The sequence below is a fragment of the Arachidicoccus ginsenosidivorans genome, assembly GCF_007971385.1.
Lineage (GTDB): Bacteria > Bacteroidota > Bacteroidia > Chitinophagales > Chitinophagaceae > Arachidicoccus > Arachidicoccus ginsenosidivorans.
In genome coordinates this window covers 2,284,912-2,298,528 of record NZ_CP042434.1, presented here as the reverse complement: position 1 = coordinate 2,298,528, position 13,617 = coordinate 2,284,912, and the positions used below count along the sequence as shown (strand labels likewise).

The window sequence follows — 13,617 nt, the reverse complement described above, 5'->3', positions numbered from 1 at the left end:
ATTTTGCTTTTCTGGTTTCTTACAGATACTCATCAGTTCTTAAACGAAAGCCAGAGAAGATTTACGAGCGTTTATACCTCCCATCTGCTGCACTCAACAAGCCTTTGTCGCTCATTGAGTTTTTTAAAATACACATCCAAATTTTGGCTATGCTGTTAAAAGTTTCCAAATGGCATCGTTTTTTTACATAGATTTGCCATAAGTGATTATTCATATCTCATGTTTTCTCTTCAATCCTATACCGACCAAGCGTTGCTGCAAATGCTCAACGAAGGCAGTAATACTGCATTTGAACAGATCTACCTACGCTATTGGAAGGATTGCTACAATGCGGCCTATAAAGTCTTGCAGGATGACGCAGCATGTATGGATGTAATGCAAGATGTTTTTGTCTGGCTTTGGGAAAACAAACAAAAAGTCCAACCAAACAATCTAAAGGCATATCTATTGACTGCGGTAAAATTTAAAATGTTGAATGTCATCCGTCACAATAAAATAAATAAGGCAGCGATCGAACATTTTAAAAATTCAGGAGCATCCTGTTCTTTTATAGAAAATAGTGTTGAACTCAAAGAACTAAAATTGATGCTTAATCAATTTATTGAAAGCCTGCCACCCAGGGCTGCCCAAATATTCAATCTCAGTCGCAATGGGCAATTAAGTAATAAAGAAATTGCTCAGAGAATGCACCTATCTGAAAAAACGGTAAAAAACCAGATCCATATCTCTCTAAAAAAATTAAAATCCGCATTAGGGAATCTGTCCTGCTGGGCTGTTTTTTCATGTAATCAGCCAAGGGCCTAGGTCTTAGTTTTTAAACCCTTGAAATAGCTAATATTAGCCCTTTGTGTATTAAACTGATTGGCAATCGCTTATAAAGAGCTCTTGTAACAGCATTGCCATCCGTGGCTTTTTTTATAATTATGAAATTAGAATGAATTGAGTGATACATCAAAATATAGGCGGCTTTCTTAAGAACATATACTCATTGACATAAATTTAAATTTTTTTTCCTTTTTTTGGCCTTTCTTTGGGTCCTGTCTTCTTTTTAAGTGCCTTTATTGTTAAGGAATTGATGCTTTAACAATAATACATGGAAAACTTAGCAGAAAATATTGTGACTTTGGTAGATAAGATATTAACCCACCAAGCCACAGATGACCAATTGGCAACCTACCTCCATTGGTATAGCACCTTGCCTGACACTGATGTCTTTGCCACAATGACAACAGAACAATCCAGAATAAAGGAAGCCGCAATATTAGCCACCATTCAAACGACCATTCATAGAAAACGACGCAAACGAATGATCCAAAAAGTTTCTTTGGCGGCCGCAGTCTTAACTTTAGTTCTAGGCCTGAGCGGTTATTTTTGGCTATATAAACCGGATTCAAATAAAACAGCCACAACACTTCAATCCATTAAAATTCACGAAATTGGTCCAGGTGGCAACCATGCTACCCTCACCCTCTCTAATGGCAAAAAGCTTTCTCTCGACTTACTAAGTGTAGGAGCCATCGCCAATCAAAATGGCAGCGAGGTTTCTAAGAAAGACAGTGGATTGCTGACTTATAGTGCCTCAAGCAATAATAATCCCTTAGTCGGGACATCAATCCATTATAACACACTCGCAACCCCCAGAGGAGGTCAATACCAGGTGGTTTTGTCGGATGGGACCAAAGTTTGGTTGAATGCGGCTTCTTCTATAAAATATCCTACTTCATTTGTAGGATCAGAGAGATCTGTCAGTATTACTGGTGAGGCCTACTTTGAAGTGGCACACAATTCACACAAACCATTTACGGTTTCCGTGAATGGCATGCATATCAAGGTATTAGGCACCCATTTTAATGTAAATGGTTATGGCGATGACGGTGTTACCAGAACAACCCTCTTGCAGGGTGCCATTCAGATTAGCAGGGGCACAAATCACAAAATAATCGCCCCCGGACAGCAAGCTGCTGTAAAAGCAAATACGGAAACAATTACTATAAGCAAAGTCAATGCGCAGGATATGATTGCCTGGACTAAAGGATTCTTATTACTACAAGACAATAATGTACAAGATTTTATGACCCAACTTTCCAGGTGGTACAATGTAGATATTGAATATAAAGGCAAAGTGCCTACCAAGCTATTGGGGGGGGTTATCGGGCGCAATAACAACCTGTCCGATGTGCTCTCTGCTCTGGAAGCCAGTGGCATACATGCTAAGCTCACAGGAAGAAAAATTATTATTACTTCTAAATAAAAACATACGCCCATGACAATGCTAATAACATAATGGCATAACGGATATCTAAAAAAAACCGGTCTCAACTTGTCCTTGAGAACCGGTCAGCTTTAAGATGTCCTATAATCTGCCTCTACGAATCAAAGACCAATTTATTTAATCTTAAAACTTAACGAAGGTATGATAAAATTAATTATTAACTGCCTGCTCACCCCTATAATAAGGGTAGGGGTTGGGCAAAAACATGGTTGATTATGCGCTTAACTTTTATAATGATCATTGTTGCCACTTTTGCGGTAAATGCCAGCGGATTTTCCCAAAAAGTGACTATAGATGTTCACCAAATACCATTAGAAAAAGTATTGAACAGCATCGGTCAACAAACAGGTTATGGATTCTTATGGGAAAAAAATGCAATGAAAGATGTCCCGAAAGTAAGTTTAAAACTTCACGATGTAAACATCCATGACGCTTTAAAGCTAAGTCTTAAAGGCCTTGATCTGGTTTACGAGATTCATGGAAAAGTGGTGTATATCAAGACTAAGCCAAAAGTCAACACACCTGAACACCAAGACAGCATCTCTGCCGTTATTACCAAACAACAACAGATCAGTGGATTGGTTATTGATACCACAGGTGCGCCTATTATCGGCGCGACAGTCCAAGTAAAAGGAACGAAAAGGGGCGTATTAACTGATAATAATGGGCGGTTTCAAATACTTGCCGACAAAGGAGATATATTAAAATTTGGTTTTGTCGGTTTTAAAGATAAAGAAGTCATGGTTTCTGATGAGGGTTTTTTACGGGTCTCTCTCCGGCCGCAACCAACTGCTTTGGATGACCTGATCGTGGTGGGATATGGCACACAAAAAAGAAACAATGTTACCAGTGCCATTTCTACCTTACAGGCCAAAGAAATTAACACCACCACCAACGCCAGTCTGGCACAAAGCCTGACGGGGAAAATACCAGGATTACAAATTCGCCAGCAAAATAGTGAACCAGGAGCCTTCAGCTCTTCCATAAATATTCGCGGTTTTGGAGAGCCCTTATATGTCATTGATGGGATTGTAAGAGACGGCAGTGTGGAATTTCAACAATTGAATCCCAGCGACATCGAAAGCATTTCTATTTTAAAAGACGCTTCAGCAGCTATTTATGGCTTAAATGCCGCCAATGGTGTCATTATGGTCACGACCAAAAAAGGGTTAGCAGGTAAACCGATCTTTAATTACAGTGGGGTTGTCGGCTTTCAGAAGCCGACTTATCGCACCGAAATGTCTAATGCAACTCAGTATCTACAAATGTATGATCAGGCCATTTATCTCAGAGATGGAACGCATAGTATCAGTCAAGAAGAGCTGGCTAAATGGCAGGCAGGCGGCCCCGGTTACGAGAGTACTGATTGGTATAATGCCACTTTTAAATCAAGGGCGATGCAGCAGCAACACGACTTTTCCATACGTGGAGGCAGCGATAAGGTAAAGTATTTTCTTAGCCTTGGCCATTACAATGAAGCGGGGTTGTTTAAAAGCAATGATATGGATTATACACGTTACACCTTTAGAAGCAATATTACAGCACAGCTGTCCAATAACTTGACTGCTGATTTAATGTTATCAGGAAGGTATAATGTACGCAAATACCCAGGGGGAGATGGCTTTATCTGGATGTATAAAGCAACCATTGTAAGTCACCCCAACGAGTCTCCTTATATCAACAACAACCTGCAATATCCGGCCAATATATTTGGGCAACAAAATGCGGTTATTATGTCACAGGATAAATATGCAGGTTATACCAACAATAAAGACAAGGCGTTCCAATCCTCTGTAAGCCTTACTTATAAAGCGCCATTTCTTCCAGGTTTACAGGTCAAAGGAACCGTGGCTTATGACAGTTACAACTCTTTCAATAAAAATGTCTGGAAAAGTTATCGGATCTATTCCGCCGATTTAAGTTCCCAGTTATATAATCAACCTCGCATTGCCAATAGCTTTGACGATGCAGACAGATTAGTCGCACAAGGGCAATTGGATTACAATACCACTATTGCCAACAGCCATCACATAGGTGCCACACTGGTAAATGAGTATCGCCGATATAGCAAAAAACAGGCCTCCTTACAACGAGAATATGATTTCTATACAACAGATATTGTGGACTTTGCATCCGGAACCCAAACAAATGGCGGCAGCGAGGATGAACAGGCAACCCTATCTTATGTAGGCCGTTTCAATTATGATTACCAAAATAAGTATTTAATTGAATATGCATTTCGTTATGACGGCTCCTACCGTTATGCCCCTGGCAAACGTTGGGGTTTCTTCCCCAACGTTTCGGCTGGCTGGGTGCTTTCAAGAGAGCGCTTTATCAAAAAGGCATTGCCTTTTGTATCAAACCTTAAGCTACGGGGCTCTTATGGATTAATAGGTGAAAATGTAGGGGCTCCATTCCAGCACGTCCTTGGATTTACACCTGTGACCAGTGAAGGGGCAGAATTCACCAATGGTAGCTATACGGGTGGCTTAGCTGCGCCAGGCGTAATTAATCCAAATTTTACCTGGGTAAAATCTAAAATTACCGACTTTGGCATCGATTTGGGACTATTTGGCGAAAAACTAACAATCACTGCTGATTACTACCAACGTGACAAAACAGGAAAATTGAAAGTCCGAAATGGTGGCATTCCCAATACTTTCGGTGGTGATATGCCGATAGAGAACCTAGAAAGTGACCAGACCCGGGGATTCGATTTTATCATCGGTCACCAGAATAAAATTGGGGACTTTACCTATGGCGTCAGTGTTAATATGAATCTGGCACGCACCAAATACATCGTCGTTGACCGAGCCCCCGCCACCAGTAGTTATAATAAATGGACAACTGGGCTGACCGATCGGTGGAATGACATTGAATGGGGCTATACGCAAACAGGACAGTTCCAGAACTTTGATGAGATCCATAATGCACCAGTTTATGGCGGCAATTTAGGCAATTCTCAACTTCTGCCAGGGGATTATACTTATCAGGATGTCAATGGAGATGGCATTATTGACAATAAAGACCTGCTGCCAATATTCAGAAACCGTGATCCCAAAATGTTTTACGGGATGGTTGTAAATGCCGGATTCAAACATTTTGACTTTAATATGGTCTGGCAAGGTGCCGCACTTTATACCATGCGTTTTAATGAAGTTTTCAGCCAAATGTTTTTTAATGACGGCAATGTCCCAGCCTTTTTTTATGATCGCTGGCATCAGGCAGATCCTTATGATCCCAACAGTCCATGGATTGCAGGGACTTGGCCTGCCAGCCGCTTTGCTCAAAACATGCAATCAGATTACCGGGAGAGCAGCATATGGCGTATGAATGCAGCCTTTGCAAGACTCAAGAGTATCGAGGTAGGATTTTTAATTCCTGAAGGTAAAATCAAATTTTTGAAAAGCGCCCGGGTTTATATCAACATGCATAATCCGATTACCATTTCAAAAAAGTTCCTCAAGCAGTTCGATCCAGAAAGATATGAGGGGGATTATCTGGCAGGATATAACTACCCCGTCATGAAAAGCTACAACCTAGGTGTAAATGTTTCATTCTAAAAACTGAAGAAAATGCAAAAGAAATTAATTTTATATATAACCATATCCCTCCTGATTCTTAGCTCATGCTCCAAATTACTGGATATTGAACCCAGAAATAAGATTCAGGCAGGGGTTGTTTTATCCGATCCAAATGGCGTCCGATCTTTTTTAGCCGACCTGTATTATCAGGCACCCATAGAAGACTTAGTGTACTTCCCCAGAGCAGGCTTCAATGCAAGGGGCAATACTGGGTCCTTATCCCTTTCTCAATATGGCATGGAAGCAATACACTCGGAATGGCCCAATTGGAACGAATGGGCCGGAGATTGGTGGACTAAAGGTTATAAGCTTAATAGAAGTATTAATATCCTTATAGATGCCGTCCCTACATTAGACATATCAGACGAGGAAAAAAATAATTTGTTGGGCGAGGCCCATTTTCTCAAAGCTTACACTTATTTTGAATTGGCAAAACGCTATGGTGGCGTCCCGATTCTGGATAAAAACCAATCGTATACGACCGATTTTGAGAGCCTCAAGGTCCCCAGAAATACAGAGAAAGAAACCTGGGATTATGTATTAAGCGAATGCGATAAAGCAGTTGCAAATTTACCAGAGGGATACGCTAGCCAAGATGAGACCAAAAGAAGAGCAACTAAATGGGCAGCATATGCTTTGAAATCAAGGGCTGCGCTTTTTGCGGCATCTCTTTGCAAATATTGGGATAAAGCACCTTTGTCAGGAGAGGCCGTGACGAAAAAATTAGTCGGCATGAGCGCTTCAGATGCAAATACTTACTATAATGCTTGTATTGAAGCGTCTGAAGCGATTATTAATTCGGGAAAATTTTCACTCTACAAGCCTGATCCGGCGAATCCTGCAGAGGCGGCTAAAAACTTCCAGGCGCTCTTTACAGACCCTAATGTCGCACCTATGGAAGTAATCTTTCTAAAAGGTTATGGGAAAATTGGTGAACCTTTAGGCCATGACTACGATGGTTGGAATAATCCCAACCAAATCGGAGGATCCTTCCCTTACAGAGGCAGAACCAACCCAATACTAGAGTTTGTGGATCAATATGAGGATTACGGAAATCCTGGTCATGCTGCGCCAATCATTACCACAATAGACGGGAAGGTAAGCGACAATGATGGATTTAATCCCACCACCAACTATCTTGAATTTGATCATCCAGAAGATATCTTTGCAGACAAGGATGCTCGTTTTTTTTCAACAATTATTTACCCGGATGCCATTTGGAAATCAACAAAAATAATCATCCAGGGTGGAGTCATCCGTCATGATGGCACCTTGATGGATAGTCGTGGTAGCTACGAATATAAAGGAACCACCTACTACACCTATGGCAAGGAACAAACCAATCAATATTCAGGTTTCGATGGCTCGGCAAACGATACTCGAACAGGCTTTTTGCTCCGCAAATTCCTCAATGAGAGTTGGGAAATCAATGCTTGGCTACAATCCACTACAGACTTTGCAGATATGCGGTATGCAGAAGTGCTACTCAATTATGCAGAAGCCGTCGTAGAAAGTGGAAATGCAACAAAAAACACAGAAGCTGCAGCCCTATTAAACTCTATCCGCTTCAGGGCAGCACATACAACAACAATACCCCTAACATTGGATAATGTTCTAAGAGAACGAAAGGTGGAACTTTCATTTGAGAATAAAGAATATTGGGATCTGATCCGACGAAGAACATTCCATACCATTTTTAAAAACAAGATTAAAACTGCGCTTGTCCCAATGCTGGATTTAAGAGGAGATTCACCCAAATACATCTTTGTCCGTAAAAAAGTAGCTGGAGCTAATCCCAATACTGCACAACTTAGAGATTATTATCGTAGCATACCTGGGACTGCAGGCAATGGCCTCATCCAGAATCCGGAATATTAATTTTTCTCATTATTTATTTTAATAATAAATACCAAATGAATACCATGAAACAAAATAAATTAGACATTATTGCAGATACAAAGCCGATTACTAGATGCTCTAAAAATCTGCCAAGTCAAACAATAATGGGGCTATTATTCAGTCTCTTTTTATTCGTGCTTTTCAGCTGTCAGTTAAGTAAAGTCGATAATTTTGAAGGACCAAATGCAACCATCTCTGGTGGAATCTATGATAATCAAACTGGAGAGCTTGTCGAACAGGACATTATCAATGGCATGCAGATAGAATACGTTGAGCATGGCTATGACAATCCTGAGACCCAGTATATGGTGGTGAAAAATAACGGCACTTACCGTAATGACCTAATGTTTGCCAATACATATACCATGCATCCAGTAAGGGGCAATTTTGTTCCAACTGACATTCAAGAGGTAGTCGTAAAGGGAAACACGGAACTTAATTTTAAGGTCCAGCCTTATATCCGCATAAAAAACCCAAAAATAGTACAATCCGGGTCAAAGATAATCGCCACATTTAATCTGGAAGCCACTGTAGAAAATAAAATCGCCAAAATCGGCCTCTTTGAAGATCCAGATATAAATGTAGGTAGCACACTGAACAAAATCAACAACATAAAAGAATTGCCCACATCAGCAGACCTGAGTCAGGCTTATTCTTTAGAAATCGATATCGCAAGTTATCCAGATCTATTGATTCCTGGCAAGGAATATTATTTTAGAATTGGAGCACTCATCGATGCGCCTGAAGCAAAATATAATTATGCATCCGCCATACTCATAAAAATAATAAATTAAAAACATCATTCGTCTGAAAAAAATAGGACTACATTATACATAATGCATATTTATAAATTCACAGAGCCGGTTTGCCTAAGTTTCAACCGGCTCTTTAAATTTAAAATAATAATTCGCTTAATTTAATTATAAGTATACCAGTTTAAATTCTATATTATTCCAATGATCCACCAAGCCGTAGTCGTAAAACCATACGTGACCAGAACTTGAACATATAATGTATTATTCAGGGATACAGCTACTTGTAAAAATATTCATTTTCAAATTCTACTTTAATCGATTACTTCTACAAAAAAGATTACTCGAGGTCTTTCCATTTTATTAATTAGGAAATAGCCATAGAGTCCTTAATCCGTAGCACCTCTTCAATTTCAACATGCATGAGGATCGCAATTTCTTCTACAGGCATAGAATTTCGTTGGAGAAGCGCTGTTATGGTCTCCTCTTTCCCCTTTTTCCTCTCTTTTTCAACTGCTTTATTAACTGCGGTTTCCAGCACCAACTCCCACCGTCTTTCAACTGTTCTTTCTTTATCAATTAACATATAGTCCTCCTTTTTAGCATTAAATCAATCAGCCTTCACATCAAACTCAATAAGATATTTTACGCGCGCGGCCCATAGTATTTTTTTAAAATTTCTCTATGCGACGTTAATTTTCCAACAAGCATCCATACAAATCACATTTGTCTTCCAACAACCTTCTTAAATAAAAGAGGCCAGGCAATCATCCTGAGCCTCTTTGGGGTTAACAAATTTAAGCGATTGCCATGGATTTTTTGATCCGTAGCACCTCTTCATTTTCAACACGCATTACGGCCGCAATCCTTGCTATTGGCATACAATCTTCCTGGAGAAGCGCAGTTATAGCCTCCTCTTTGCCCTTTTTCCTCTCTTTTTCAACAGCTTTTTCAACAGCTTTATTAACTGCGGTTTCAATTACGAGCTCTCTTCTTCTTTCAAGCGTTCTTTCTTCATCAATTAACATATAGTCCTCCTTTTTTAGGTTTGCAATTCTAGCACATTCAAAAATCGGTCTGAATTCTTCCGTATCAAACTGAACCGGAATTTCTTTCAATTTTCCCATATGCTTCAGTAAAAACAAATATTTATCTTTATTGTCCATCAATTTTTTTATTGAATTTAGGCAATTCAACTGTCATAATTTTAGTTAAATCCATCGCCACAATCCCTGCCTTCATATCGCCGTTTTCAATGACGGAGATACAAGGCATTTTTTTATTTTCATGAAGAACAAAATTAGCAATGACCACACCTATAATAGCCTGCTGGTCATGTTTAAATTTTTTACCCTTTTTCATCGCATTAGAATGCGCTAAACTTGTGTAATTGTGTATCCTGTTCAGCATAAAAGAAATTTCATCTTTTTGCATCTCCACAACAAATCTACGTTTGCTTCCATCATCAAAATATAAATCATATACCGCCTTACGATGATGGACAGATTTCCCAAAAACTTCAGGATTCCTAAATTGTACTTTAGCAATCCTTTGGATTCTATCATCAAAGAACGCATTCAGCATGTTTTTCAGAAGATCTCCTCTTTTTAATACCGTACTATCTAATTTATTACTTTCAGTCTCCTCCTCTCCGCTATCTCCAAAAACAATTTTAAACCCAGTATCACTCAGCAGATCCACGAATACGGCATCATCCTCTTGTCGCTTTAGATAAGCAGAGGGCTCATCCTGAACAAACATATTAACAACAGCATCCCGGTTAATAATATATGACTTGGATTCACGGGGTTCACACGCAGCACTGGCTAAGTTTAGACAATCAGCATCAATAATGTATTTTTTCATATCAACCTCTTTTAAAGTAAAAACAATCTCAAAAAAATCCAGTCAGTTTTTGGCAATGGTCATTCAATCGAACGCGTTATTTAAATCTTATTTAATCTCTGCACAAATCTACACTTCAGCCATAATCCTAAAATTCGATCAAAACCCAAATTGTCCAACATCAGCACATTGTATTAGGAGGCAATGCATGCAATGTAATTGTGAACTGGTTAACAGCTTAGATCCCATCTAAAAATTATGCAATTGATTTGGCAAAAGGCAGAGTCGAACACAAAGATAATTATTCCTAGATTTCCCACAAAATATTTTTGCAAATTTTGACATTTAATTTATTCTCCCAAAATGCGATTCTTAGCAGGCACTCCTTTAGATTTCAACTGGCACAAAACAGTAGCCTGCCCGTATGCCCTTGAGCGGAATACTCGTTTTGCACCAACAAAAAACCGCTGCAATTTTTATAATTGCAGCGGCGATAAATTTAGATGCTTGGCACCTGATTTCTGTTAATTCTTAATTTGAGAACTTAAAGGGTAACGCAGGTTTTTATAGCCAGTCATATCCACCTTAACACTACCCACCACAATAGGGCTTTGAACCCTTAGCGGAATATGGTTGGCATCATCACTAACCCAAACCGTCATTTTTTCTCCACCTTTAAACATCTCCCCTTTAATTAGGAGCGGTTTAAATTTAATGGCATGAAAGGTTCCAAAACGCGTCTTTATTTTTTCTTTTCCCTGATAACGAATATAAAGATGGTAGAGTTCTCCACTCAAAAACATTTCAAAAGGAATCTTATCGCCCTCCTTGTATTTTGAAAAGTCAATGCTTCTGGCAGAAAAGACAGCACTAACGACATCCTGCACACAGTCCGGCACCTTATAAACCCCTTTATTGGTTACAGCCGTATTGGTTTGTTTATTGAAGACAATATCCTCATTACGCTTATAGCTACCCTCGTGAATCTTACGAATAAATTTCAGGGGCTGCATGGTTGCCGTATCTATATAGGATTCATAATTATCTCGAACCTTAAAAATCCAGTCATAGGAAGAATTTGACTTCCCTATTGCCTTCACGTGGTAAACCGGCCGATTATTCAGATGGGTAAGCGTTGTATTAACCGTCGCACTACCTGCATTGACATAAATGCCGGCCACCGAATAATATACCGTTAAATTAAATTCCTCTCCTGCCTTAAAAGAAGTGTTCTTAAGATGACACATCGTATCATCTCCCGGCTCCACAGGTTTAAAGGCAAAGCATATGATCATTAACCCTAAAATCCATAATTTTTTCATGCTCGCTTTGTTTTTGGTATCCCTAATTGGTTTTTGTCGCTTTGACCTCCGTTCGCTTAAATATTCTCAAACTTAACACAAACAAACTTCCTACCAAAGCGGGAATGATTAAATTTATCAGCCAGATAAAACCGGCGGCGCTCACAATGCCCAATGTATTGGTACTAAAAAGGCCAAAGACCTTAATACTGATTTCACCTCTTACCCCCAGCTCGGCAATAGGTATTGTTGGAACAATTGCTATCAGTAAAAATAAGATACTTACCGACCAAATTGCTTCTTTTAGCGGCATCATTACGTTAAAAAGATAAAACATTAATACGTATTGACCAATAAAAACTGAATATCTGCAAAAAGCGAGTAACAATACGCGTAACAATAGTGGCCTGTCAAATTCTTTTAGACTGTCAATTAACAGTCGATGTTTATAGACAAATGGAATTTTTTCAAACCAGTTAACAAATAATGAAATCTTAAAATATAATAATAGAAAAAACCCAATAAAAACAATAACCGCATAAATCAATGCCCTAAGCCAAAACCGAGTAAGCCCGGTATTGGCGAGCCCTGCCGTCGGCACGTAATGCATGACATATTCAAGGCCGATAACCCCCACCACTAATGTAACAATTACCTGGCTTAAGCTTCCCATAAAGCTGACCGCCACCGATTTTAATCGGTTACCTTCCTGCATATAAAGCATCCTGCCTAAATATTCACCCATTCCGTTCGGAATAAACAGCGAAAACGACAGGCCGGATAAAACGGCCTTAAATCCGGTCATCAGGCTTACTTTTTGGACAGGGCGAATCAAAAGTTGCCATTTACGGGCTTCCAGGCTCCAGTTGAGCACCATTAAAAGCAACATGAGGCCCAGCAAATAAAAATGTGCGCCAAATGTCTCCTTAATGGCCGCCCAGGATTTTGGCAGATTGGGCTGTTTTTGAATCTTATGATAGATAGAATACGACAGCACGACAAAAAGAATCGGGCCTACCACATAGTTCAATATTTTTTTCCAGTTCCGTTTAAGCATGTATCATGATCTTGAGGCAAAATTCAGGGTTTTCTACTTCAAAATGCTGATTATCTATGTTTTTATGCATAATTTATTCTTTGTTTTTATATTTTAGCCAAATTGCATGCTTGCATTTATAAATTTAAGCACCTAAAGGCATTATTGTGTGCGTGTATTTATGCACTATGCAGCCGTTCGTTGCATAAACTTAGTACTTTTGTTCAAAATCAGGATAATTTATAAAAAGTTCCGGTTAAGAAGACCGATTCCCTGGATCCAAACTACATATGAATAGTAATATCTTTAATAAAAAGACCGGTGTTGACGCTAATGCGTCCATTATTATGGCCATTGACCCGGGATCCATAAAAATGGGTTGGGCGGTTATTAAAGTAGCGCCCGGCAATACCCCCCTGAATTGATTGCCATGGGAACGCTTTTACTTTCCTCCTATAAAGATATCTATCAAAGGCTTGAAAAGATTCATTCAACAGTATTGGAGCTGATTGGCCTGCATCATCCCGGTAGTTTTGCCATTGAGGCGCCTTTTTTCGGCAAAAACGTTCAAAGTATGCTCAAACTGGGCCGCGCCCAGGGCGTAGCCATTGCTGCAGCCATGCAACATGCACTCGGCGTCACGGAATATTCCCCCAAAAAAGTCAAACAATCCGTTACCGGCAATGGGAATGCCAGCAAAGAACAAGTCTGGAAAATGCTGCAGCAGGTTTTTACTATTGAGCAATCCCCAAAATATTATGACGCGTCCGATGCCCTGGCAGTAGCCCTTTGTCACCATTACCAAAGCCGGTTTCTGCCGGGCACAAAAAAGGCCATGAAAAACTGGGAAGAATTCCTGGCCAAAAACGAAGACCGGGTCGTAAAGACCCGGCCTTCGGCTAAAAAATAAATTATATACGCGACACAT

General features: G+C 39.6%; 12 protein-coding genes. 7 read left to right on the top strand and 5 right to left on the bottom strand.

Annotation, left to right across the window (positions count from 1 at the left end):
• Nucleotides 1-219 precede the first annotated feature (219 nt).
• From FSB73_RS09245 to FSB73_RS09225, 5 genes are all read left to right on the top strand, one after another.
• Nucleotides 220-804, top strand: coding sequence for an RNA polymerase sigma-70 factor (locus FSB73_RS09245; protein WP_146781210.1), 585 nt, complete (start codon nucleotides 220-222; stop codon nucleotides 802-804).
• Between the two features lie 289 nt (nucleotides 805-1,093).
• On the top strand, nucleotides 1,094-2,251 hold the full coding sequence (locus FSB73_RS09240) for a FecR family protein (RefSeq protein WP_146781208.1): 1,158 nt from the start codon (nucleotides 1,094-1,096) through the stop codon (nucleotides 2,249-2,251).
• Nucleotides 2,252-2,487: 236 nt separating this feature from the next.
• A complete protein-coding gene (locus FSB73_RS09235) occupies nucleotides 2,488-5,835 on the top strand; it encodes a SusC/RagA family TonB-linked outer membrane protein (protein WP_225974656.1) in 3,348 nt (1,115 codons plus the stop codon).
• A gap of 12 nt (nucleotides 5,836-5,847) precedes the next feature.
• Nucleotides 5,848-7,734, top strand: coding sequence for a RagB/SusD family nutrient uptake outer membrane protein (locus FSB73_RS09230; protein WP_146781205.1), 1,887 nt, complete (start codon nucleotides 5,848-5,850; stop codon nucleotides 7,732-7,734).
• 44 nt (nucleotides 7,735-7,778) lie between these two features.
• Nucleotides 7,779-8,549 (top strand): DUF3823 domain-containing protein, encoded by a 771-nt coding sequence (locus FSB73_RS09225; RefSeq protein WP_225974655.1) that lies wholly within the window; start codon nucleotides 7,779-7,781, stop codon nucleotides 8,547-8,549.
• 325 nt (nucleotides 8,550-8,874) lie between these two features.
• On the opposite strand, the gene FSB73_RS09220 is transcribed toward FSB73_RS09225, so the two are convergent.
• The 5 genes from FSB73_RS09220 to FSB73_RS09200 form a co-directional block, all read right to left on the bottom strand.
• Nucleotides 8,875-9,093 (bottom strand): hypothetical protein, encoded by a 219-nt coding sequence (locus tag FSB73_RS09220; protein ID WP_146781203.1) that lies wholly within the window; start codon nucleotides 9,091-9,093, stop codon nucleotides 8,875-8,877.
• 211 nt (nucleotides 9,094-9,304) lie between these two features.
• A complete protein-coding gene (locus tag FSB73_RS09215) occupies nucleotides 9,305-9,673 on the bottom strand; it encodes a hypothetical protein (RefSeq protein ID WP_146781201.1) in 369 nt (122 codons plus the stop codon).
• Nucleotides 9,663-10,373 carry a PD-(D/E)XK nuclease family transposase gene (locus tag FSB73_RS09210; protein ID WP_146781199.1) on the bottom strand — a complete coding sequence of 237 codons (711 nt, stop codon included), beginning with the start codon at nucleotides 10,371-10,373 and terminating at the stop codon, nucleotides 9,663-9,665. The genes FSB73_RS09215 and FSB73_RS09210 overlap by 11 nt, the downstream gene beginning before the upstream one ends.
• Before the next feature lie 503 nt (nucleotides 10,374-10,876).
• Complete coding sequence (locus FSB73_RS09205) at nucleotides 10,877-11,674, bottom strand: DUF3108 domain-containing protein (RefSeq protein ID WP_192904102.1); 798 nt, start codon at nucleotides 11,672-11,674, stop codon at nucleotides 10,877-10,879.
• Between the two features lie 22 nt (nucleotides 11,675-11,696).
• Nucleotides 11,697-12,710, bottom strand: a complete 1,014-nt coding sequence (locus FSB73_RS09200) for a lysylphosphatidylglycerol synthase domain-containing protein (protein ID WP_146781197.1) — start codon at nucleotides 12,708-12,710, stop codon at nucleotides 11,697-11,699.
• 269 nt (nucleotides 12,711-12,979) lie between these two features.
• Between FSB73_RS09200 and FSB73_RS26570 the strand changes: the two genes are divergently transcribed.
• Together FSB73_RS26570 and ruvC are read left to right on the top strand one after the other, a co-directional pair.
• The gene (locus FSB73_RS26570; protein WP_262712557.1) at nucleotides 12,980-13,114 is read left to right on the top strand and encodes a hypothetical protein; all 135 of its coding nucleotides are present in this window, start codon (nucleotides 12,980-12,982) and stop codon (nucleotides 13,112-13,114) included.
• 5 nt (nucleotides 13,115-13,119) lie between these two features.
• Nucleotides 13,120-13,599, top strand: coding sequence for a crossover junction endodeoxyribonuclease RuvC (ruvC, locus tag FSB73_RS09195; protein ID WP_146781195.1), 480 nt, complete (start codon nucleotides 13,120-13,122; stop codon nucleotides 13,597-13,599).
• The last annotated feature ends 18 nt before the right edge of the window (nucleotides 13,600-13,617 follow it).

Coding starts and splice junctions, on each gene's coding strand:
- FSB73_RS09245 (WP_146781210.1), top strand. CDS start 220: ATGTTTTCTCTTCAATCCTATACCGACCAAGCGTTGCTGCAAATGCTC.
- FSB73_RS09240 (WP_146781208.1), top strand. CDS start 1,094: ATGGAAAACTTAGCAGAAAATATTGTGACTTTGGTAGATAAGATATTA.
- FSB73_RS09235 (WP_225974656.1), top strand. CDS start 2,488: ATGCGCTTAACTTTTATAATGATCATTGTTGCCACTTTTGCGGTAAAT.
- FSB73_RS09230 (WP_146781205.1), top strand. CDS start 5,848: ATGCAAAAGAAATTAATTTTATATATAACCATATCCCTCCTGATTCTT.
- FSB73_RS09225 (WP_225974655.1), top strand. CDS start 7,779: ATGAAACAAAATAAATTAGACATTATTGCAGATACAAAGCCGATTACT.
- FSB73_RS09220 (WP_146781203.1), bottom strand. CDS start 9,093: ATGTTAATTGATAAAGAAAGAACAGTTGAAAGACGGTGGGAGTTGGTG.
- FSB73_RS09215 (WP_146781201.1), bottom strand. CDS start 9,673: ATGGACAATAAAGATAAATATTTGTTTTTACTGAAGCATATGGGAAAA.
- FSB73_RS09210 (WP_146781199.1), bottom strand. CDS start 10,373: ATGAAAAAATACATTATTGATGCTGATTGTCTAAACTTAGCCAGTGCT.
- FSB73_RS09205 (WP_192904102.1), bottom strand. CDS start 11,674: ATGAAAAAATTATGGATTTTAGGGTTAATGATCATATGCTTTGCCTTT.
- FSB73_RS09200 (WP_146781197.1), bottom strand. CDS start 12,710: ATGCTTAAACGGAACTGGAAAAAAATATTGAACTATGTGGTAGGCCCG.
- FSB73_RS26570 (WP_262712557.1), top strand. CDS start 12,980: ATGAATAGTAATATCTTTAATAAAAAGACCGGTGTTGACGCTAATGCG.
- ruvC (WP_146781195.1), top strand. CDS start 13,120: ATGGGAACGCTTTTACTTTCCTCCTATAAAGATATCTATCAAAGGCTT.